22 protein-coding genes are annotated in these 20206 nt (G+C 40.4%); 6 read left to right on the top strand and 16 right to left on the bottom strand.

The genetic code is table 11. From position 1 onward, the window contains the following. Nucleotides 1–2 precede the first annotated feature (2 nt). Nucleotides 3–1088, bottom strand: a complete 1086-nt coding sequence (locus EMIN_RS00425) for a metallophosphoesterase (RefSeq protein ID WP_012414265.1) — start codon at nt 1086–1088, stop codon at nt 3–5. Between the two features lie 108 nt (nt 1089–1196). Here EMIN_RS00425 and gltX point away from each other — a divergent pair, with 108 nt between their 5' ends. Genes gltX through EMIN_RS09295 form a run of 4 tightly spaced genes read left to right on the top strand, consistent with a single transcriptional unit; the run spans nt 1197 to nt 5677 of the window. Next, nucleotides 1197–2663, top strand: coding sequence for a glutamate--tRNA ligase (gltX, locus tag EMIN_RS00420; RefSeq protein ID WP_012414264.1), 1467 nt, complete (start codon nt 1197–1199; stop codon nt 2661–2663). A gap of 22 nt (nt 2664–2685) precedes the next feature. Continuing rightward, nucleotides 2686–4563, top strand: a complete 1878-nt coding sequence (locus tag EMIN_RS00415) for a hypothetical protein (protein WP_012414263.1) — start codon at nt 2686–2688, stop codon at nt 4561–4563. Nucleotides 4564–4607: 44 nt separating this feature from the next. After that, nucleotides 4608–5144: a type IV pilus twitching motility protein PilT gene (locus EMIN_RS09300; protein ID WP_202943286.1), complete on the top strand. Its 537-nt coding sequence runs from the start codon at nt 4608–4610 to the stop codon at nt 5142–5144. Then, nucleotides 5123–5677 (top strand): ATPase, T2SS/T4P/T4SS family, encoded by a 555-nt coding sequence (locus tag EMIN_RS09295; RefSeq protein ID WP_202943288.1) that lies wholly within the window; start codon nt 5123–5125, stop codon nt 5675–5677. Before EMIN_RS09300 ends, EMIN_RS09295 begins: the two co-directional genes overlap by 22 nt. 122 nt (nt 5678–5799) lie before the next feature. Here EMIN_RS09295 and EMIN_RS00405 read toward each other — a convergent pair whose 3' ends face one another. The 10 genes from EMIN_RS00405 to EMIN_RS00360 all read right to left on the bottom strand — a co-directional run bounded on the left by EMIN_RS00405 (nt 5800) and on the right by EMIN_RS00360 (nt 15310). Continuing rightward, entirely contained in the window at nt 5800–6468 is a 669-nt protein-coding gene (locus EMIN_RS00405) for a hypothetical protein (protein ID WP_012414262.1), read from the bottom strand. A gap of 19 nt (nt 6469–6487) precedes the next feature. Next, nucleotides 6488–7309, bottom strand: a complete 822-nt coding sequence (locus EMIN_RS00400; RefSeq protein ID WP_012414261.1) for an LpxI family protein — start codon at nt 7307–7309, stop codon at nt 6488–6490. Further along, entirely contained in the window at nt 7309–8112 is an 804-nt protein-coding gene (lpxA, locus tag EMIN_RS00395; protein WP_012414260.1) for an acyl-ACP--UDP-N-acetylglucosamine O-acyltransferase, read from the bottom strand. The genes EMIN_RS00400 and lpxA overlap by 1 nt, the downstream gene beginning before the upstream one ends. A gap of 76 nt (nt 8113–8188) precedes the next feature. Beyond that, the gene (locus EMIN_RS00390; RefSeq protein WP_012414259.1) at nt 8189–8665 is read right to left on the bottom strand and encodes a 3-hydroxyacyl-ACP dehydratase FabZ family protein; all 477 of its coding nucleotides are present in this window, start codon (nt 8663–8665) and stop codon (nt 8189–8191) included. Further along, nucleotides 8658–9491 (bottom strand): UDP-3-O-acyl-N-acetylglucosamine deacetylase, encoded by an 834-nt coding sequence (lpxC, locus tag EMIN_RS00385; protein WP_012414258.1) that lies wholly within the window; start codon nt 9489–9491, stop codon nt 8658–8660. Before lpxC ends, EMIN_RS00390 begins: the two co-directional genes overlap by 8 nt. Before the next feature lie 15 nt (nt 9492–9506). After that, on the bottom strand, nt 9507–10532 hold the full coding sequence (gene lpxD, locus EMIN_RS00380) for a UDP-3-O-(3-hydroxymyristoyl)glucosamine N-acyltransferase (RefSeq protein WP_012414257.1): 1026 nt from the start codon (nt 10530–10532) through the stop codon (nt 9507–9509). A gap of 4 nt (nt 10533–10536) precedes the next feature. Beyond that, nucleotides 10537–11361, bottom strand: coding sequence for an OmpH/Skp family outer membrane protein (locus EMIN_RS00375; RefSeq protein ID WP_012414256.1), 825 nt, complete (start codon nt 11359–11361; stop codon nt 10537–10539). Between the two features lie 19 nt (nt 11362–11380). Next, on the bottom strand, nt 11381–13699 hold the full coding sequence (gene bamA, locus EMIN_RS00370; RefSeq protein WP_012414255.1) for an outer membrane protein assembly factor BamA: 2319 nt from the start codon (nt 13697–13699) through the stop codon (nt 11381–11383). A gap of 96 nt (nt 13700–13795) precedes the next feature. After that, the gene (rpmB, locus tag EMIN_RS08535) at nt 13796–13990 is read right to left on the bottom strand and encodes a 50S ribosomal protein L28 (RefSeq protein WP_012414254.1); all 195 of its coding nucleotides are present in this window, start codon (nt 13988–13990) and stop codon (nt 13796–13798) included. A gap of 54 nt (nt 13991–14044) precedes the next feature. Next, on the bottom strand, nt 14045–15310 hold the full coding sequence (locus EMIN_RS00360) for an MFS transporter (RefSeq protein WP_012414253.1): 1266 nt from the start codon (nt 15308–15310) through the stop codon (nt 14045–14047). Between the two features lie 72 nt (nt 15311–15382). Between EMIN_RS00360 and EMIN_RS00355 the strand changes: the two genes are divergently transcribed. Then, nucleotides 15383–16270, top strand: a complete 888-nt coding sequence (locus EMIN_RS00355) for a DMT family transporter (protein ID WP_012414252.1) — start codon at nt 15383–15385, stop codon at nt 16268–16270. Between the two features lie 31 nt (nt 16271–16301). On the opposite strand, the gene EMIN_RS00350 is transcribed toward EMIN_RS00355, so the two are convergent. The 3 genes from EMIN_RS00350 to EMIN_RS00340 are packed head-to-tail and all read right to left on the bottom strand — an operon-like array spanning nt 16302 to nt 18445. Then, nucleotides 16302–16745, bottom strand: coding sequence for an NUDIX hydrolase (locus EMIN_RS00350; protein ID WP_012414251.1), 444 nt, complete (start codon nt 16743–16745; stop codon nt 16302–16304). Continuing rightward, nucleotides 16745–18169 (bottom strand): Asp-tRNA(Asn)/Glu-tRNA(Gln) amidotransferase subunit GatA, encoded by a 1425-nt coding sequence (gene gatA, locus EMIN_RS00345; RefSeq protein ID WP_012414250.1) that lies wholly within the window; start codon nt 18167–18169, stop codon nt 16745–16747. The genes EMIN_RS00350 and gatA overlap by 1 nt, the downstream gene beginning before the upstream one ends. Nucleotides 18170–18172: 3 nt before the next feature. Beyond that, nucleotides 18173–18445 (bottom strand): Asp-tRNA(Asn)/Glu-tRNA(Gln) amidotransferase subunit GatC, encoded by a 273-nt coding sequence (locus EMIN_RS00340; protein WP_012414249.1) that lies wholly within the window; start codon nt 18443–18445, stop codon nt 18173–18175. A 59-nt stretch (nt 18446–18504) separates the two neighbouring features. Here EMIN_RS00340 and EMIN_RS00335 point away from each other — a divergent pair, with 59 nt between their 5' ends. Further along, nucleotides 18505–18816, top strand: coding sequence for a CD225/dispanin family protein (locus EMIN_RS00335; protein WP_012414248.1), 312 nt, complete (start codon nt 18505–18507; stop codon nt 18814–18816). Here the strand turns inward: EMIN_RS00335 and ybeY are convergent. Beyond that, nucleotides 18806–19237 (bottom strand): rRNA maturation RNase YbeY, encoded by a 432-nt coding sequence (ybeY, locus tag EMIN_RS00330; protein WP_012414247.1) that lies wholly within the window; start codon nt 19235–19237, stop codon nt 18806–18808. The two genes, EMIN_RS00335 and ybeY, sit on opposite strands and share 11 nt — an antisense overlap. Continuing rightward, on the bottom strand, nt 19234–20163 hold the full coding sequence (locus EMIN_RS00325) for a PhoH family protein (RefSeq protein ID WP_012414246.1): 930 nt from the start codon (nt 20161–20163) through the stop codon (nt 19234–19236). The genes ybeY and EMIN_RS00325 overlap by 4 nt, the downstream gene beginning before the upstream one ends. Nucleotides 20164–20206: the final 43 nt, after the last annotated feature.

Genomic DNA, 20206 nt, shown 5'->3' with positions numbered 1-20206 from the left:
TTTTATTTTTCTATATTAAATAAAACAATTTCGTTTCTGCTAAAAAGCCTCATCGGCGGGCCCCAGTAAAAAGCGCCCGAAGTAACATAATATTTTGTTTCGCCTCTTGTGTATAAACCGTAAAAATACGGATATCTGGCTTTTACTAAAAAATGGAAAGGGAAAATTTGCCCCCTGTGCGTATGTCCTGAAAGCATTAAATCAACCTTATTTTCAGCTGTATCATAGAACCTTGGCTCATGCTGGAGAAGAATGTTATATTTTTGAGGGTTAATTGTTTTTAAAAATTCCGCGAAATCGCTTCTGCTTATATGCGCGCTCGCAAAATCGTCAACCCCGCTTACAACAACGCCGGGCAGCGGCTCTACGGAATCGTTTCTTAAAAGTTCGGTGCCGGCCATTTTAAAAAACTCAACCGATTTTTTGACCCCGCCGTAAAACTCATGGTTGCCGAACACCCCGTACACGCCGTATTTTGCTTTCATTTGTTTTAATGCGTGCGCGTTTTTTGCTCTAAACTTTTCGCCGTTTTCAAAATAGTCGCCTGTTACAACAATTAAATCAGGTTCTAGCGCGTTAACCTGGTCAACCATTTTTTTTACCCTTTTAACAGCTACGCCCGTGCCCAAATGAGTGTCGGAAATTTGAACAACTTTTAATTTTTCAACAGGCAGTTTATCAGACTTTAAGTTAATTGTTACCGTCTTAGGGGGCATAAGCCCGCCGATAATACCCAAAATAATAAATACCGCCATCGCGCATAATCCGGCGCGGCCTATCCACAATTTGGCGGGTATTTTAAAAAAATTGAAAATGATTTCGCTAAAAACCATTAATATAGCAACGGAAAAAATTATAAAAATAATTCCCGTCCAATAATGTCCGAGCATTGTAACTATACCTTCAAAAAAACCTGTCGAGCGGCGGTTTAAAGCAAAACTTAAAACAATAAGCCCCGTGCAAAAAACAGGAGCCGCCCAAAAAGCCGTTTTAGTTACGGCGGACGGAAAGAAATAATAAAAAGTACCCGAACAAAAAACATGAAGAATTATAAAAACAGAAAACGCCAGCGCATAGAAAGCCCACATATGATGTTGCCCCTCCTAAGTTCCGCCGTCAGACCGGCCGAACTTACTTTTTTCTTTATAGTATAATATATAATATCATTTATCATTTACCGGAGCCATACGCATTTTATGAAAATACGAGTAAGATTTGCCCCAAGCCCAACTGGATTTTTACATATAGGCGGCGTAAGAACCGCTCTTTTTAACTACCTTTTCGCAAAAAGATACGGCGGAACCTTTGTTTTAAGAATAGAAGACACCGACGAACTTCGCTCAACCGAAGAATCAACCCAGGCTATTTTTGACGGTTTAGAATGGACTAAACTTTTATGGGACGAAGGCCCTTTCCGCGACGGGAAAGAAAACGGGCCCTACCCGCCTTACCTTCAGTCGGAACGTGTAAAAGCGGGCATTTACCAAAAATATATTGACCAACTTTTAGAAGAAGGCAAAGCCTACAAATGCTATTGCACTCCTGAAGAGCTTGAAGCCATGCGTGAAGAAGCGGCGGCTAAAAAACTGCCCCCCAGATATCCTGGCAAATGCAAACATTTAACAAAAGACGAGCAGGCCGCGCTTGAAGCCCAAGGCAGAAAGCCCGTAATACGTTTTAACATGCCTTCGGAAGGCTCCGTGGAATGGGCCGATTTAATAAGAGGCCCCGTAAGTTTTGCCAGCAAAGATTTATATGATTTAGTTATTTCAAAACCTTCGGGTTTTCCCACATATAATTTTGCCTGCGTGATTGACGACCATCTTATGGAAATGTCACACATTATAAGAGGCGAGGACCACATTTCCAACACCCCCATGCAGATACAAATGTATAAAGCCTTCGGCTGGACGCCGCCCGAATTCGGGCACTTGCCCATGATTCACGGTTCGGACGGGACAAAGCTTTCCAAACGCCACGGAGCGACAAACGTTATTGAATACCAAAAGCAGGGCTATTTAAGCGAAGCGCTTGTAAATTATTTGGCGCTTTTGGGATGGTCCAATTCCGAATCGCAGCAGCTTTTTGCCCCGGGTGAACTTGAACAAAAATTTGATATTAAAGGCGTACAAAAAAGCCCCGCTATTTTTGACAACGCCAAACTTGACTGGATGAACAGTGAATATATCAGAGCTACGCCTATTTCTAAATTAACGGATTTAGCGATACCTTTCATTAAAGAAGAAAACATTGATATCAGCAAAACGGACAGAGCCGCGCTTGAAAACATTATCGCTATTGAGCAGGAAAAATACCGCACGCTTAAAGAAATCCCCGGTCTTATAAAATTCTTTTTTGAAGATGTTGTCTTTGAAGAAGGCGCTAAGGAAAAAGTTTACGGCAAGCCCGAATCTAAAGATGTCCTTTTAGGTATTACCCGAGTTTACCAGAATATTGAACCTTTTAAAGAAGCTGACCTTGAAGCTGCCACAAGAGCGTTTGCCAAAGACAATGGGTTTAAAACGGGGCAGATTTTCCACCCCGTACGCGTTGCGGTATCCGGCAGAACGCACGGCCCGACGCTTTTTAAAATGCTTGAACTTTTAGGTAAGGAAACTGTTATCAAAAGATTAAACGAAGCCGCTAAATATAGCAACATATAAATACCCCTAAGAGGGATACTAAATGAGATACTGGATTTTGGAAAAGGGAGATGTTATCGGCCCTTTTGAGGCGGAAGAATTAAAGAAAAGGGAAGATTTTTCTTTAGCCAATCTTGTGTGCCCGGAAAGCCACGGGGACGACCATACTCATTGGAGAGAAGCGTCCTTTTACGCTGATTTCACACCGCAAGACTCAAAGCCTAAAGCCCAAAACACAGATAAACCCCAAACCGTTACCCCGCCCCCTAAACAAGAAACTAAAAAAGAGGAAAACCCCCTTTCAATAGAAGAATATTTTGATAAGATATACCACACTGAAAGCCATGAATTAAGCAATGTTTTAGGTATCCCCGACAATCTTGAAAACTCGGATCTCTATTTAGACCGTCTTTTGAAAAAAGAACTGGGTAAGGAAAAGCGTTCCGCTAATAAAGAAAAATCTTTTGGCGCTAAAGGAAAAATTCTTTCTGCAAATGAAAAAGAACAGGTAAAAGAGGAAAAAAAACAAGACAGGAAAACTACGCCCGCACCGCCGCTGACAACCCGGGAAAAAGCAACTCATAATGAAACAAAGGAGCAAAAGGCGGATATACCTTTAATCCCCGCGTTAAAAGAACCTTCCGCTAAAGAAGAAACGAAGGTTAATTCTTCTTTATCCGCCTCGGCCCAACCTGCGGAACAAAAAAATATTCCTCCCAAAAAAGAGGAAATTAAAGAAACTCCGCCTTCTGCAATAAAAGAAAAAAAACCTCTGCAGCCGCAAATACCCGTTATTAAAGAACCCGCGCCGACGCAAAAAAAAGAAGAGCTCGTTAAAATTGAAACAAAAAAAGAGCCTGCGCCCGCAGCAACTAAACAAAGTAAAGAAGCCTCTCAACCCGAAATAAAGAAAGAAACTGAAACGCCGGTTGTGAAACAGGATAATCCTGTGAGTAAAGATAACATTCGGCCCGGGGCTCCCCAACAAAAAAAAGAATCTCCTAAAAAACCTGGGCAGCCAGAAGAAAAAAAAGAAATTACGCCTGCAACCGCCAAACAAGAAAATCTACCTGTAATTTCAGAAGCTCAGCCCGCGCCTATTAAAGAAGATTTTTTGCAGCCTGATATTTTAAAAATTATTGAAGAAGAAGAAAAAACTTTACCACAACAAGAGTCCCTGAAAGAAGCCCCTGTCTTAAAACAAGAATCACATGTGGAAGGACAGCCTTTAATAGAGCCCATTAAAACAGTGCGTCCGGAAGATGCCTCCGAAGAAGAGGAAAATCCTGTCGCTTTCGGTGTGCAAAGAAAACATATTCCGGCAGATTCTTTTGTAGAACATAAAAAAGAAAGAAGCGCAATTGACCCAAGAACAAAAAAAGAAAGCGTAAAACCTGTTATTTTAACCGCAGGCACCATTTTTATACTTTTAACGGTTGGATTATTTATTTTACTTTCACAGGCAAAAAAATCTTCCGAACAGCAATTCAAAGCCGCTCCGCTGCCTGTTAAACAGGAAAGGCCTGAATTAATAAAAACTGATCCGCAGCCAAAAATGCCGGCGCAAAAAGTGCAAAAAGCCCCGGCCGCCCCCGCACCTTTACCGCCGCCTCCCGCTAAAGCAGCCGTTGACTTAACCGTACAGGAAAGAGCTGTGGACATAGCTAAAAACCACATGCTTAAAAAGAAAGGTATGTCTATAGACGGTTTTTTAAATTCTTATTTTGAAGAATACGTAAAACAAGGATATACGGCATCCTGGTCGGCCGAACCGCTTCATAAAGACATTTACATAGTAAAATACAGGCTTGTAAAACCCAGAAAAGAACCCGTTATTTATATATTTGAAGTAGACACAAAAAAGAACATCGTGTCAGGGGCTTTAAATAACTGGTCACTTGACCTTCTAGATATGCAATAATATAAGCAGGGTTATTAAAAAAACAAAAAAGAGAGGTTTTTATTATGTTGGTAATGGACGAACTTTTTAAACTAATGAAAGAAAACGGCGCATCAGATATACACCTTACCGTGGGCGCGGCTCCTATCTTGCGTATTAACGGAAGGTTATTTTCAACTCCTTTTGAAGTATTAACCGCCGAAAAAGCGCAAACTTTAATCTACTCCATTATGAACGACGAACAAAAACAACGCTTTGAGCAGGACCAGGAACTTGACTTTGCCTTCGGTATGAAAAATTTCGGACGACTTCGTATGAACGTTTTTAAACAACGCAACACCATAGGCGCCGCTATACGTTCCATTCCTTTTGAGTTTAAATCTTTTGAAGAACTGGGCCTTCCCCCGGCAGTCAACACCATAGTGCGTTTAAACAAAGGTTTGGTTCTTGTTACGGGGCCTACGGGTTCGGGCAAATCAACCACTTTAGCAAGTATTATAAACTACCTTAACACAAATTATAACTACCATATTATGACTGTTGAGGACCCTATAGAATTTGTTCACAACCATAAAAAAGTATTGTTAACCAACGTGAAGTAGGCGCGGACACAAAGGATTTTGGCATAGCTTTAAGACACGTTCTGCGTCAAGACCCCGACGTTATTTTAGTAGGCGAAATGAGAGATTTTGAAACCATTCAAGCAGCCTTAAATATCGCCGAAACAGGCCACTTGGTTTTTGCCACCCTTCACACGTCAGACGCGGCCCAAAGCGTTAACCGTATTGTTGACGTATTCCCGCCGCACCAGCAGGAACAGGCTAGAATGCAGCTTTCTTTCGTTTTAGAAGCGGTTTTTTGCCAACAGCTTTTACCTACAGCGGATGGCAAAGGGCGTATTATGGCTGCGGAAGTTTTGCTTGCTAACTCGGCCGCCAGAAGTATTATAAGAGACAAAAAATCCGAGCAGCTTATCAACGTAATGCAAACAAACAGAGCTGCGGGCATGATAACCATGAACCAAGCCTTGGGAGATTTATATATGCAAAAGAAAATCACCTACCAAGACGCTGTTTTTCACTGCACGGACGCTAATGACTTTAAAAATTATCTGCAACAGCAAATGTCAAAATAAAATATTACAAAATAAAACTCCCGCGGTTTTACCGCGGGAGTTTTTTATTAACCGTAAACCTTAAAAATTTTTATATAAAACATTAAAACAAAACCCCCTGCGGTATTGGCGGGGGGTATTAATTAATTTGTTTCAAACTCTATGTCGTTAACAGTAATTTTATTTTGAGGAAAAATAAAATTTACTTTTTCGTTATTTTGTTTTTTAAGTTCTTTAAAAACTTTTTTACATACTTTCACATGATATTTATCCGCCGGAAGGCACTGAATTTCAATATTGCGGACATCGCCCTCTTGTGAATCCAAATATCCTATAACAAAATCAATCCTGTTATCGGAAACTCTTGTTTCTTGGGGGTTATCCTTGTGAAAGTCATTTAACCTTGAAACCAGCCCTGTGGAAATTTTACCACCTCCGATATTGTCATTATGTATAAAATATTTCCAATTCTGTCCTACATGGGCAAAACTTTCAATTTTGCTTTTAGGAATTTGATAGTCCAACGCTCCGTAAACGTCGGCAAATATTTTATCCATTTTACTTTTATCGCCGTTTTTAGCCGCTTCGCCCCAAAGCCTGTATATTTTTTGGTCAGGTTGTTCACCTGTTTTTTCTTTAAATCTTTGTGCCGATTCCTGCCAAGCTTTATGAATATTAATCGCTTGCAGAGCGCTTTCAACCTCGGCACGCATATTGACGGATTCTTTAACCTTAGCAAAAGCAAAAAACAAAACGCCAATACATAAAATTATAACTAAGAAAGTTATTTCCTTTCCGTAACCCTTACACATACAACCCCCTTTTTTACGGTTAGAAAGCCAGCAAAGTTATCGATGCCTTATCAGCCATTTTTATAACTTCATCCATGTCTAATATAAGGGTTTTACGTCCTTCTATCACCACAACTTTTGCTCCGCTTTCAACCGCTGATTTTATTGTTCCTTTACCTATAATAGGCAAATCAAAACGGAAATCCTGCTGCGGCCTGGCAACCTTAACAACAACCAGGCTTTTATTTTTTTTAGAGCTGTTTTTATAAAGCATACCCGCTCTTTTTATACATTCATCCGTGCCTTCCATTCCTTCCAAAGCCACAACGGCCCTGTCGGCCACAACTACCGTAAGACCTATATCTAAGCCCGACAATGCTTTAGCTATTTCTATACCGAACTCAATAGAAAGTTTTTCCTCTTCAGTAGGAGGTCTTTTACCCAAAAGCCCAGGCCCGGGCATATATTTTTCTAAAAAAGAAACGGAACTTATAAAACTTATACCTTCTTTTTCAAACTCATTAATAATCGCACGCAGGATAGTTTGCGCTTTCATATCTTTTAAACCCGCAAGCATTTTTGCGCCGCGCAAATCAGGCATAATATTGCTGAAAATAGCAGTATGCTTAACTCGGCCTGCCATTAAAACTTTTGTAACTCCGTTTTCTTTAAAAAAGTTAATGCCTTTACTAAGCTGGCCCATTTTAAATTCAACAGTGCTGGCTGAGTAAGCCTCGAAATCCGAGGGGAAAGCATTGCCTTTGATGCAAGCCACATACACGGCCACGCCTTTTTCTTTAGCCTCGGCCGCTATATAAACCGGCATCTTGCCTTCGCCCGCTATTATGCCTATTTTTTCCATTATTCTATTTCGTCACCCGTCATTTTCATTCTTGCTATTGCCATACCGCGCTTCGAGTTGCGGCAAAAATCAACCATATGTTTCGCTTCCGGCGTTGACGCTTCGGCCGCGGCTTTTTCAACAGCTTCGCTAAAAATTAAGCCTGATAAAAATAAATTTTTATAAGTGTCTTTAATTGACTTAATTGTTTCACGGCTAAAACCGTTGCGTCTTAAACCGATAACGTTTAATCCAACCAGTCCCGCTCTGTAACCTTGGGCAATACAATAAGGTGCGATATCTTTATGAACACCCGAAGCTCCTGAAACCATGCACATGGTTCCTATTCGGCAAAACTGGTGCGCGCCTACAAGGCCGGAGATAATGGCCTTATCCTCAATAATACAATGCCCCGCAATGCCAGTAACATTGGCTATAATAACTCCGTTGCCGACTTCACAGTCATGCGCTACGTGCGAACCTGCCATAAATAAGCAATTGCTTCCTATTTTTGTGGGCGTTTCAACAGAGGAAGAGCGGTGTATCGTGGCGGCCTCTCTTATTTTGTTGCCGTCACCCATAACAACCATGCTGGGAATGCCTTTATACGACAAATCCTGCGGCTTAATACCTACATAACAACCCGCTACAAGTTCATTGTTTTTGCCCATCACACAATTTTCCACAACGCAGTGAGGACCCACATAGGAACCGCTGCCTATTTTGACATTGGCGCCGATTACGACAAACGGACCTATTTCAACATTATCTTCCAATACTGCAGATTTATCAACAACAGCCGAAGGATGTATTTTTAAAGACATGCTATAATTCTCCTGTATTTGGCGGCGCAAACCGCCGGGTGCGGGCATATAAACCCGCTTTTTTATTAACTTAAATTTATTTTTTATCCGTCAATATATAGTTAAAGTATCCCTGTGTGCATAATGCTCCGTTAGCGTAAGCCTCCGCGTAAATGCGCGAGATTTTGCCAAAACGCAAAATCTTAAAAGGCATGCAAACGGTGTCTCCCGGTTTAATTACGCTTCTAAATTTAGCTTCTTCTATACTGAGAAACAAAGGCACTTTATTTTCAATACCGCGCATTAAAGCCGCTCCCGCGCATTGTGAAATACTTTCAATTGTTAAAACGCCCGGCATAACCGGCATACCCGGAAAGTGGCCTTTAAAAAAGTCCTCTTCTCCCGAATACTTTTTAACTCCTAAGAAGTATTTGCCTTCTTCGATCACTTTAACATAATCTACAAATAAAAAAGGCGGTCTGTGAAGTATTGTGCTCAAAACTTCATCATGACTTATTGTTGCCGTTTCTTCTTTGCTAAGCAGAAACGACAAATCAAGTTTTTCTTCAGCCATTAATTACTCCCTCTTTTAATAATTTTTTTGCGAATTCAACATTAAATTTATGCCCGCCCCCGCGCGCGTAAATTTTCATATTATCCAAAATACAGCCGGTAAGGGCAAAGTCCCCAATCATATCAAGTATTTTGTGCCTTACCATTTCACCCTCAAACCTTAACGGGGATGAAAAACCATCTTTAGTTATAACAACAGCGTTCTCGGTTGAGCCGCCCTTTGCAAGACCGTGCTTTTTTAAAAATTCCAACTCTTCAACAAAGCCGAAAGTTCTGGCAGGTCCTATTTCTTTAAGATAGTTATCTTTACTAAATTCTAACGTGTGCTCCAACCTGCTTACAAGCGGGTGCGTATGCACAAAAAGAAATGTCATTGTAAGTTTATCCGCCGGTTCGGCCGTGTACAAAACATTGTTTTCACTCATTTCTATTTTTTTATTAATTGTTAAAACAGGCACTTTTTTATCAAGCCTTTTTATGCCCGCCAAGATTAAAACCTTGGAATATTCCTGCGAGGACCCATCCATAACGGGCGGTTCTGGCCCATCCATGGAAATTAAAATATCGGTTATCCCCAAAGCGCTGCAGGCTGATAAAACGTGTTCAACGGTATGAACTTCCGCCCCTTCATAAGTAAGGTTAGTTCCCCTCATTGTTGAAGATACATTACCAACAAACGCTTTTATAGGTTTTGAATCTTTAATATCAGTTCTTAAAAAATATATCCCCTCACGGTCATAAGGCTCAAACGTCATGGTGCAGTCGCGCCCGGTATGCAGCCCTATGCCTTTTACTAGTTTTCTTTCCGCTATTGTTTGCCTAAACATTTTTTAGTTGCCCTTTTATTTATTTTCTTCTGTTTTTTTACGCTTCCTAAATTCTCTTACCATTTCAGAAAGATACGGCAGCGCCGCGTAAAGTTTTAAAGTTTCCATATAGTCTCTGACAGGAGTACCGAACATTTTTTTACCCGCGGGAATATCTTGCATAATGCCTGACTGCGCGCCTACTTGTACGCCGTCGCCTATTTTAATGTGGCCTGCCACGCCAACCTGCCCCGCTAAAACAACGCCCCGGCCTATTTCGGTCGACCCGGCTACCCCCACTTGGGATATAATAATGCTTCCCTGCCCAACCTTAACATTATGCGCAAGTTGCGTAAGATTGTCAACTTTAACATTAACGCCTATAACCGTGCTGTCAATTTTGGCTCTGTCAATTGTGGTGTTCGCGCCGATTTCAGAGTCTGACTCAATTATAACATTGCCTACTTGGGGTATTTTTTCATGTTTGTAATTAACCAACACAAAACCGAACCCGTCAGTCCCTATTGTCGCGCCCGCTTCAATTATAACCCTGTCTTTAATAATACATTCTTCCCTTACCACAACATTTGGGTAAAGAATACAATCCTTGCCTACAAAAGTTCTTCGGCCTATATAAACGTGCGGGTAAATAACGGTATTATCACCTAATGTTACATCATCTTCAATAACGCTGTATGCGCCTACGGTAATATTATTTCCCAACACAACATTTTTACCTATAACAGCCGTGGGGTGCACGCCTCTGTCAAATTTTGGTTTGGAGCTGTCATAATGTCTTAAAAAAAGCGTAAAAGCCCATTCCGGATTATCTGCGAAAATAACGTTTTTATCCGTTTTAAAAGTTTCTTTAATTTTAGAAGGCAGTATAAAGCAGCCCGCCTTTATAGAAGAAATAGATTCCGCTTTAGACCCGTCGGAAAAATAACAAACGGCGTCTTCTTTAGGGTTGTCTATGCTGCAGGGAGCGGTAATTTGAAAATCTTTATTTCCTCTTAATTCCCCGCCTGTGATTTTTACTAATTCTTCTAATGAAATCTGCATTATATTATTCCTCCTTTTTTATATTAATTTCGGGCGCTTTTTTAGAATCCAGTTCCAAAATCACCGGACTTTTATTTTTCTTTTTACTTTTTCCGTCTTTTCTTGTTTTCTGGATTCTTTGCGCAAATTCCGTGGTTATATCAACCGGTTTTTGTCCATATAAAATATCTTTCTTATTTACTACTATAGCCACATTCCTTTTCATGCAAAATAATTTAAGCTCGGCATAAATATCTTCAAGAATTTCCTGGACTTCAACCTGCTCTTCCTGTTTTACTTTATTTCTTGTTTCAAATCTTTCTATATCTATTTTAAGGCTTTTCTCCATTATCTGCCTTGTATTATCCTCTATCTTTGCCTCTGTTTCTTCTATATATTTATTAGAATCTAAAGGGCTGTTAAACCTTATATCCGCGCCGGAAAAAGCAAGCTCATCCGCTATTTGGTATATTTTTTCCTGCTCGGCCCAATCGGGGCCTACGGGCTTTATTTCCGACATTTGGCTTACATATCTTTTTTGATAAAAAGGGCGAATAACGTCAAGCCCCTCGCTAAGCTCAATGTTTTCATTTTTTAAATTTTCAATATCTTTTTTTAACCCGTCAATTTCCAAAGCTTTGCTTTTAAGCCGGTTTTGAAGTTCTGTTTTAGTCAAAGAAGTCCACGGGTGGTTTTTAAAAACATAATCCATGTCAATATAAGCGACAACCGGTTTGCCCGTAATTACCTTATCGGGGCCGTCGGCGGACAAAACATTTTTCCCCTGTCCGTAAACTAAAGAGGCCAGTAAAAAAAGAAACATTAATACACTTGTTTTTTTACCCGTCATTCGTACCCGCCTAAAAAAATTAAAACGCGTTAGACATATTAAAATAGAACTTGGTTCTTGATTCACCCGGCCTGTGGTTCAAACCATACCCCCAGTCTATACGTATGGGAAGCTGCGGAGTGGCAAACCTTAACCCCAAACCTACGCCGGCTTTAAACTCGTCCTCTTCGGGGCCCATTCTAAACCTTACATCGCTTGCGCTTTTCCATGAGTTTCCTATATCAAAAAACGCCGCAAGCTGGGCAATGCTTCTTCTGCCCTCTCTTGCGAGAGGAAGACGAACTTCCGCCGAAGATACAAAATACATATTACCGCCGTCCTGCGGCCCAACTTGTCCGTTATGGTCATAACCTCTTATTGTATCGGCGCCGCCTATAAAAAATCTTTCAAACACGGGCACCTCTCCCGTCCTTCCGTAAGCATTTGTTGACGCGAATTTATTAGACAACACAAAAACTATAGGATAGTTACCGCCGATATTTATTAAAGTACGGTTAAAAATTGAGCGTAAATTTATTGTCCATAAATCCAAATCTCCCATTAAAGGGCCGCCGGTAAGTTCAAGCCCGATGGAGTTACGCCAACCGGTGGTAGGGTCCCAAATATTATCACGCGTGTCTATTGCGAAATCCGCGCTGAAAGAGGAAGAGTTTAACCTTTCGCTGTCAATGTCCCCTTTAAACTGGTCATCTATGTCATAAATATCAATGTTTTGGAATGTATAGGAAAAAGCCAATTGGTAAATATCATCTGAAAATCTAGGCCCGACTCTTACCCTTCCGCCAATCCTTCTATCCGTATACGCGCGCGATTCACTCCTAAAAGGGCGGTAACGCCTTGTGTTAAAAGCATCCACTCCGAAAGAAACAGGCCTGTCAAAAACCCACGGCGTAGACCAGCCTATCGTATAGTCAAGTAAATTTTTACCAAACTGCGTTCTTAAATTAAGCCTTTGTGCCCGCCCGAATAAATTCATGTGGCTGACGCTGACTTCACCGTATAAACCGTCTAAAGAAGACATGGCGACACCGGCAGTAAACATGCCGGGACGGCCTTCAACTACGTTAAAGCCTACGTCTACCCTGTCGGGATACGCCGTAGGCGAAATATCAAGCTGCACATCGTTAATAAACCCTAAGTTTAAAAGCCTTGTTTGCGATCTGCGTATCTTAGAATAATCAAATAAATCGCCGGGTTTAACCGTTATTTCACGGGCAAGAACGTTTCTTCTTGTAGTCTCATACCCGGTAACGTCAACATGGTCAATGTAAAAAATATGGCTTTCGCTTATATCAAAAAGGATATTAAGTCTGCCCGCGTCGTCAATTGTTCTTATGGGATTAATTTTTGCGTTTAAATACCCTTTGTTAGCGTATTGTTCCTGCAAATCACGCATAGTCATATCAAAGCTTTTTTGGGTATATGTTTTGCCTTCCCTGAAAAAAATTTGCTTTTGTAATTCTTCATCGGTAAAGACAGTATTGCCGTCAAAAGCAGCTGTTCCGTATTGCGCTTTTGCTCCTTCCGTTACATCATAGTTAATAGTAATCTCGCTTTTTTCATCATTCATGTCAATCTGCGGCGGGGTTATTTCATACTCGCTAAAACCTTTGTTGCGGCCGTAAAGAGTCATCTTTACATAATCTTGCTGCAATTTTTGTGGTTTGAAAACTTTTCCGGGCCTGTTTGCGGTCTTTTTAACAAGTTTTCTAGAAGGTATTAAATTCGCACCCTCGATACCAACCTCTTTAACCCTCGCCCTTTGGCCTTCGTCAATAATAAACTTTACGGTAACAATATTTAATTTTTCATTAACTTCTGTTTCATATTTAATGTCGGCGTTAATATATCCTTTTTCCGCATATTTGGCTTTAATGCGTTCTAAATCGGAAACCAGCTTTGTTTCATTAAAAGGATCTTTAATTTTTAAAGTCATAGCCTCGGTAATCGCGGTTCGGCTTAATCTTTTCCTTCCTTCATAGGTAATAGCGTCAAAAATAGGTTTTTCTTTTACAATGTAGGTAACTTTAAAACAGGGGTGAAATTCTTTATCTTCTTTGTTTTTGCGCTCACCTTCCATGGGGCTTATGTCTACTTCCGCATTATCAAAACTTCCCAAAGAAATGATTGCCTGCATATCGTCGTAAACAAAACCTCGTTCATACATAACGCCTTTTTTGGCGTGCACCGCTTTGGTTACTGTTTTTTTAGCTACGTTTTTTAACCCGGATACGGCTACTTCACACACCATCCACGGGCCGGTTGCGTTCATTTCCGTTTCCTGCGCGAAAAGGCCTGCGGATGTTAAAATTAATAATAAAAATAGTATTTTTTTCATTTTTGTAAAATATTTAACCTTTCAAATAATAATTGTAAAACAAAAGCCCGTACTCAAACTCTTAAGCACGGGCTTATTAAAAATACAAACTTTTCCTTATTTGACAGGTTTTGTTGTAAAACCGCTTTTGATGCATTTTGTGCAGACATAGGCAGTTTGTGTTTTGCCCTCAAGAACAACTTTTTGTTTTTGAAGGTTTGGTCTAAAAGTTCTTTTTGTATTTCTATGTGAGTGACTGTAAGAACCGCCTGTTACGGAGCCTTTCCCACATAATTGACATTTGTATGACATATTCACTTCCTGATTATTTAATTTATATATATATTATACCAAAGTTTACATGTTTTAATCAGCATTGTGCAAAGCCCCGCCCTCCAGGCCTTTATAGATTTTAAGCACAAAAGGAATAAGCAAAAAGCTGGGAATGCTTAAAAAGCAGGCTAAAATAAAGAAATTTGTATAACCTAACGCCATTTTCAGGCTGCCGCTTAACATGCTGGGCACCATCATTCCAAGGCCCATTATACCCGTTGATATCGCGTAATGCGACGTAGCGTATTTACTTGCTATACTCACGTTCATTATAAAAACGGTAAATGCCATAAAACCAAGCCCATAACCGAATTGTTCAAAACTAAGTAAAGCCGCAGTTACTAAAGCGCCCGGCTGGAATATGGCAAGTATAACGTAAAAAACCGTAGGTACGTTAAGCATTATCACAAAAGGCCATATACATTTTTTAAAACCGTATTTAGAAAGAGCTATACCGCCTAAAATATTCCCGGCCATTAAAGATATAATGCCTATAGTTCCTTTAACAAATCCGTACATTTTGGTGCTCATTCCAAGCCCGCCCAATTCGCGCGCACTTGTTAAAAAAGGCGGTATCATTTTTTCAAAACTGGCCTCACCCAACCGGTAAAACAATATAAAACAAATTATTATCACAATGTTTTTTTGTGTAAAATAAGCTTTAAATGAATCAAAAAAATTTGTAAAAACCGTATTATTTTTTACTGTTTCCTCAATGCGTTCTTTATGTAAAATAAAAATATGAAACACAAAAAATAAGCCAAAAACGCCCGACGCTATAAACATAGCCGCTGTCCAGCTTAAAGGAATATTTCCCGTCCGCTCCTCTATAACACCCGCTATCATAACCAAAATACCGCTTGCGAAAATCATGGCAAGACGGTAAAAAAATGTTCTTATGCCCACAAAAAAAGCTTGTTCCTTTTTATCTAAAGCGAGCATGTAATATCCGTCGGTAGCGATATCATATGTAGCACTTATAAAAGCGCCCGTAAAAAACCCAATTAAGGAATAAAGAAAATAATTGTTAAGCTGAAAACTTAAAGCTATCAATACAAATACCGCGGACAAAGCCAACTGGGTGCCCAAAACCCAGCTTCTTTTGCTTTTGTTTTCAAGAAGAGGGCTCCAAAACATTTTTAAAACCCAGGGCAGGTACAAAAAGCCGGTATAAAAAGACATAATGTTTTCCGCCACGCCGAGTTTAGTATATATAACGGGCGACACCACGTTTACAATAACAAACGGCAAGCCTTCGGCAAAATACAGCGTGGGTATAAAGAACCAAGTTTTTTTCATATTCATTCCGTTACAGTTAGCGTATTTAATCCTAAAAACATAATATAATATTAAAAAGGAGATTAAAAAAAAATGACACAATTTTATTTTCTTGCTTTGGCTTTTTGCTGGGGCAGCGCTTTTTTAGCTACAAAAAATATAGTAACGGAAGTTGACCCTTATTACGGCGCGTTATCAAGGGTTTTTTTCGGCCTTTTATTTTTTATAATTCTTTTTATTGTAAGACGCAAAAGCATTAAAATACCCCTTAAAGAAATTTGGAAACCGTGGGTATTAAGTTCATTGCTTATCTCCTTACCTTTTATGTTAATGTTTTGGGGCCAGCAGCACATTCCTTCCGGGGTGGCGGGCATTTTTAACGGCACCGTTCCGATATGGGCTTTTGTCATGGGAGCCGCATTTTTAAAAGGCGTTGATTCCTTTACCTGGAGAAGAGCCGGCGGCGTTTTAATAGGCGTCGGCGGTATACTTTGTATTATGCTTCCCAAAGTGCATTTCAGCGGGCAAATGAGCGAATTTTACGGCTGCTTAGCTTTAGTTGGCATGGCAATTTCTTACGCGGCCGGAAATGTTGCCACTAAACATTTAATGGTTGACCATAATACAATCTCAATAGAAGGAAATATTTTCCACCAATATGTTTTTTCCGCGGTTATTTTGGCAATTATAAGCGTTTGCTTCGGCACAATGCCATCGGCCGAAACTTTAACCCAGCCCAAAGTGCTGGGTTCAATGATTTATGTGGGCGTATTTTCAAGCGCTATAGCGTTTTTACTTTTGCTTGAGTTAATAAGAAGACTTGGCGCTTTAAGAGCATCGGCAGTAACATATCTTGTTCCTATAGTCGCGCTTATTTTAGACTTTGGGTCAACAGGCAGAATACCCGCGGGTAATGAATTTTTTGGCGTATTCTTAATTTTTATAAGTTTATTAATGATTCAAAAACCGATAAAGAAATAAAAAAACCGCCTCTTATAAGAGGCGGTTTTTTTTATTCTTCAAAATCATCTGCCACTTCAGGGCCGGGCGGAAGTGTTGTTTCTACCATATCAATAAGCCTTAAGTCACTTGGATACTGCACCATTTCTTTAGCTTTTGTTACTGACACCCACCTGACAGCAAGTATTTCGGACGCGTCGGGCTTGCCTATACGGCCAAGCTTTTTCATTAAATACCACTGCACCGTTTTTTTAACGTAGTTTCCCTGAAATGTAAAAGCGTATTTAACTCTTATAATAGGCCTTACTATAGAAGCTTTATGCCCGGTTTCTTCCAACACTTCGCGAAGCGCGGCCTGGCGCGGCGTTTCACCGGGTTCAATATGACCTTTGGGAAACGTCCACAATTTTTTGCCCTTCATGTTTTTAACTTGCACGAGAAGCACTTTTCTGCCTTCTAAAACTACTCCTCCGCAGGAAAATTCCGATACAATCATTATTTACCTTTTACAGCTGCTTCGTAAGCGTAAGCCGCTTGGAATAAAACATCCTCTTTAAATTCGTCCGTATAAAATTGTAACCCTATGGGAAGACCTTCTTTATTGTTCCCCGCGGGAACGGAAATGCCGGGCAAATTTGCCATATTTCCGGGGCAGGTGTACAGGTCCGCTAAATAAGTGTTAACCTGGTCCAAAACGGCGGCGCCCTGCTTTGTAGCGACAGTGGGGGAAGTGGGCGTTAAAATAATATCAACGTTTTTAAAAGCGTCTTTAAAATTTTTTCTTATTAAAGAGCGCACTTCCTTAGCTTTAACCAAACATGTTTCATATTTTTCCCTGCTTAAAACATAGTGCCCTATCATAATGCGTCTTTTTACTTCCATGCCAAAACCTTCCATACGGGTTTTGCTGTAAACCTCGTCAAGGTTAGCGGGAACGGGCGTTGAATACCCATATCTTACCCCGTCAAAGCGGGAAAGATTGGAACTCGCTTCCGCGCCGGTAATCATATAATAACAAGGCGCACTGTATTTTGCGAAAGGAAGCGAAATTTCTTTAAGTTCGGCCCCTAAACTTTTTAAAATTTCTTTTGCTCTGTCAAAAGAGTCTTTAATTTCAGGATTCAAATTATCAAAAAAGTCTACCGGGATACCGACTTTAACGCCTTCTAACGTATTTTTCAGACTCGCCAAAACATCAGGAACGGGTGCTGAAGAAACGGTTGAGTCTTTTTCATCAAAATCCGCTATTACTTTAAATAAAAGGGCCGCGTCCTTAACATCACCCGCTAAGGGGCCTATTTGGTCCGCGCTGGAAGCGAAAGCCACAATACCGTATCTGCTAACTCTGCCGTATGTGGGTTTCATGCCCACAATACCGCAAAAACTGGCGGGCTGTCTTATAGAACCCCCGGTATCCGAACCTAACGTTAACGGAACCATGCCCGCAGCTACCGCGGCCGCGCTGCCGCCGCTTGAACCGCCGGCTACTCTTGTATGGTCTATTGGGTTTTTAGTAGGGCCGTAAACGGAATTTTCCGTTGTGGAACCCATGGCAAACTCGTCCATATTAAGACGGCCTATTATAATTGCGTCCGCATCAATTAATTTTTGCACTACCGTGCCTGTATAGGCAGCGGTATGGTTTAAAAGCATTTTGGAAGCGCATGTGACTTTATGGCCTTTATAAAGCAAATTATCTTTAATACCCACAGGTACGCCCGCTAATTCGCCAAGTTCTTTGCCCGCTGCTTTTTTGGCGTCTATTTCTTTGGCTCTTTGCAGGGCTTCTTGCTCAAAAACCTCAACAAAAGCGTTGATTTTCGGGTTTTTTTCTTTAATTATTTTTAAACTGGCCCTGGCCGCTTCCACAGCGGTTAATTTACCTTGTTTTACAGCCTGTACTATTTCAAAAGCTTTCATAAATTAGAGCACCTTTTTAACTTTAGCCATATTATCTTCAACTTCCGGAAGGGCGCAAACAATAGCCTCCCTGTCTTGTGAAATTACGGCAATATCTTCCCTCACATGCTGGGGTATTTGGGCGAAATCGGCCTTAGCTCCGCTTGTGTCAACCTGTTCAAGCTGATCAAGCCATTGGAAAATGTTAGACATGTTTTCATTCCAGTCTTTAATATCTTCCTGAGTAAATTTTAGTTTGGCGCTTAAAGCCAAGCCTTCTATATATTTAGTATCCATATATATATTTTATATAATTTACACAAATGTTGTATTTTACTTAACTCCCGGGGGTTATTATGACAGAAACAAACCTACATCCCAATATAAAAGACATTCCTAACCATCTTGTTTTAGCGGTTGTATCTTTATGTTTATCTTGCCTGGGGGGCTTTTTTGCCATACCCGCGGCGATAGCGTCGCTTATTTTCGCCTTACGGGTAGACGATAAAAAAGCATTAAACGATTTAGAAGGGGCGCTTCAGGCAAGCAAAATGGCAAATGTTTTCGGTTGGATAGCCATAGCTTTAGTTATTTTACCCTGGATAGCCCTTATATTCTTTTTTGTGCTTCTTTTTGGCGGAGCGGTTGGACTCGCGACTATATTTTAAGGATGATCCGCCCTGTCTCATCGTCCATGGCGGAGCGTTCTTTTGGCGTGGCGTCATCCATGCCCGCAAGATGCAAAGCCCCGTGAACGGCATAAGTTAACATTTCTTTTAAAACGCCTTGTCCGTAAAGAGAGGCGTTTTCTTTAGCTACATCGTAACATACAAAAATATCGCCGAACGGCAGGCCTTCGCCGCCTTTTTGAGGAAACGGGTAATTAAAAGAAATAACATCGGTTTTATAATCGTGGTTAAGAAATTCTTTATTTATTTTATGTATTTCTTTCCCATCGACAAAAATTAAGTTTACCTCGCCTTTTTTTGACGCGAATTTACCTAAAGCGGCGCTTACGCCCGCTTTAAAAAGAGATGTTTTTCTAAAGTGGGAAGGAACTTTGGTTTTATAAAAAACATTTATTATCATTTTCTTTTTTCCGCTTTAGCGTAAGCTTCTATAACCGCTTTAACGATTGGGTGCCTTACTATATCCTCTTCCTCAAATTCAACCACGGCTATGCCGTCAATATTTTTTAAAATTTTAGCCGCTGTTATAAGCCCGCTTTCTTTCTTTACGGACAGGTCTATTTGGGTAGGATCACCGTTAATTATCATTTTGGAGTTGCTTCCCATACGGGTTAAAAACATTTTCATCTGTTCGGGAAGAGTGTTTTGCGCCTCGTCTAAAATAATAAAAGCGTTTTCCAAAGTGCGCCCGCGCATGTAAGCCAGCGGAACTATTTCAAGAGTTCCGTTATAACGCATAGCCCTAAATTTTTCTATACCCAGCATGCTGTTAAACGCGTCGTAAACAGGCCTTAGATACGGATCAACCTTTTCATTAATATCCCCTGGCAAAAAGCCCAGCTTTTCGCCGGCTTCTACTATAGGGCGTGAAATTATTACACGGCTTATCATGCCAAGTTCTAAAGCGCGTAAAGCGCACGCGCAGGCTAAAAAAGTTTTGCCCGTGCCGGCGGGCCCCAAAGAAATAATTAAATCGTTGGCGAAAATAGTTTCAATATATTTTTGCTGGTTTTTAGTGCGCGGTTTTATGGGGGCGGCATGGTCGGGATAGAAGATAATGCCGTCTTTAAAAGGCTTATCGTACGCGTTTTTTTGTAACGAGGTTACAATATCTTTATTAGATAAAAGTTTTTTAATTTTATCCGCGCATTTATCCACCCTCGAATTAACGCCCGAAATTGAAATTTCCGCGCCTTCCCCGTCTTCATTATAACGCACGTAAATCTCAACTTTAAATTCTTTTTCAAAAGCTTTAAGCCTGGTGTCCTGTTCGCCTAAAACTAAAAAAATTTCATCTTGGTTTTTAAGCTTTATTTTTTTAATCATCTTGTTTTCTTTATAAAATAAAGGCCCGCTTAGCACGGGCCTT

The sequence above is a fragment of the Elusimicrobium minutum Pei191 genome (genome assembly GCF_000020145.1).
In the GTDB taxonomy this organism is placed as follows: domain Bacteria; phylum Elusimicrobiota; class Elusimicrobia; order Elusimicrobiales; family Elusimicrobiaceae; genus Elusimicrobium; species Elusimicrobium minutum.
Note: the sequence above shows the minus strand (reverse complement) of the source record. Positions and strands in the feature narration are given on the sequence as shown.

What these genes read in the sequence shown, in the direction of transcription:
- lpxA (WP_012414260.1), bottom strand. Translation starts at nt 8,112, where the DNA reads ATGTCTTTAAAAATACATCCTTCGGCTGTTGTTGATAAATCTGCAGTA.
- rpmB (WP_012414254.1), bottom strand. Translation starts at nt 13,990, where the DNA reads ATGTCATACAAATGTCAATTATGTGGGAAAGGCTCCGTAACAGGCGGT.
- EMIN_RS00325 (WP_012414246.1), bottom strand. Translation starts at nt 20,163, where the DNA reads ATGATTAAAAAAATAAAGCTTAAAAACCAAGATGAAATTTTTTTAGTT.
- ybeY (WP_012414247.1), bottom strand. Translation starts at nt 19,237, where the DNA reads ATGATAATAAATGTTTTTTATAAAACCAAAGTTCCTTCCCACTTTAGA.
- EMIN_RS00335 (WP_012414248.1), top strand. Translation starts at nt 18,505, where the DNA reads ATGACAGAAACAAACCTACATCCCAATATAAAAGACATTCCTAACCAT.
- EMIN_RS00360 (WP_012414253.1), bottom strand. Translation starts at nt 15,310, where the DNA reads ATGAAAAAAACTTGGTTCTTTATACCCACGCTGTATTTTGCCGAAGGC.
- EMIN_RS00400 (WP_012414261.1), bottom strand. Translation starts at nt 7,309, where the DNA reads ATGGAAAAAATAGGCATAATAGCGGGCGAAGGCAAGATGCCGGTTTAT.
- EMIN_RS00390 (WP_012414259.1), bottom strand. Translation starts at nt 8,665, where the DNA reads ATGGCTGAAGAAAAACTTGATTTGTCGTTTCTGCTTAGCAAAGAAGAA.
- EMIN_RS00375 (WP_012414256.1), bottom strand. Translation starts at nt 11,361, where the DNA reads ATGACGGGTAAAAAAACAAGTGTATTAATGTTTCTTTTTTTACTGGCC.
- lpxD (WP_012414257.1), bottom strand. Translation starts at nt 10,532, where the DNA reads ATGCAGATTTCATTAGAAGAATTAGTAAAAATCACAGGCGGGGAATTA.
- EMIN_RS00405 (WP_012414262.1), bottom strand. Translation starts at nt 6,468, where the DNA reads ATGTGTAAGGGTTACGGAAAGGAAATAACTTTCTTAGTTATAATTTTA.
- EMIN_RS09300 (WP_202943286.1), top strand. Translation starts at nt 4,608, where the DNA reads ATGTTGGTAATGGACGAACTTTTTAAACTAATGAAAGAAAACGGCGCA.
- EMIN_RS00415 (WP_012414263.1), top strand. Translation starts at nt 2,686, where the DNA reads ATGAGATACTGGATTTTGGAAAAGGGAGATGTTATCGGCCCTTTTGAG.
- EMIN_RS00340 (WP_012414249.1), bottom strand. Translation starts at nt 18,445, where the DNA reads ATGGATACTAAATATATAGAAGGCTTGGCTTTAAGCGCCAAACTAAAA.
- bamA (WP_012414255.1), bottom strand. Translation starts at nt 13,699, where the DNA reads ATGAAAAAAATACTATTTTTATTATTAATTTTAACATCCGCAGGCCTT.
- EMIN_RS00350 (WP_012414251.1), bottom strand. Translation starts at nt 16,745, where the DNA reads ATGATTGTATCGGAATTTTCCTGCGGAGGAGTAGTTTTAGAAGGCAGA.
- EMIN_RS00425 (WP_012414265.1), bottom strand. Translation starts at nt 1,088, where the DNA reads ATGTGGGCTTTCTATGCGCTGGCGTTTTCTGTTTTTATAATTCTTCAT.
- EMIN_RS00355 (WP_012414252.1), top strand. Translation starts at nt 15,383, where the DNA reads ATGACACAATTTTATTTTCTTGCTTTGGCTTTTTGCTGGGGCAGCGCT.
- gatA (WP_012414250.1), bottom strand. Translation starts at nt 18,169, where the DNA reads ATGAAAGCTTTTGAAATAGTACAGGCTGTAAAACAAGGTAAATTAACC.
- gltX (WP_012414264.1), top strand. Translation starts at nt 1,197, where the DNA reads ATGAAAATACGAGTAAGATTTGCCCCAAGCCCAACTGGATTTTTACAT.
- lpxC (WP_012414258.1), bottom strand. Translation starts at nt 9,491, where the DNA reads ATGTTTAGGCAAACAATAGCGGAAAGAAAACTAGTAAAAGGCATAGGG.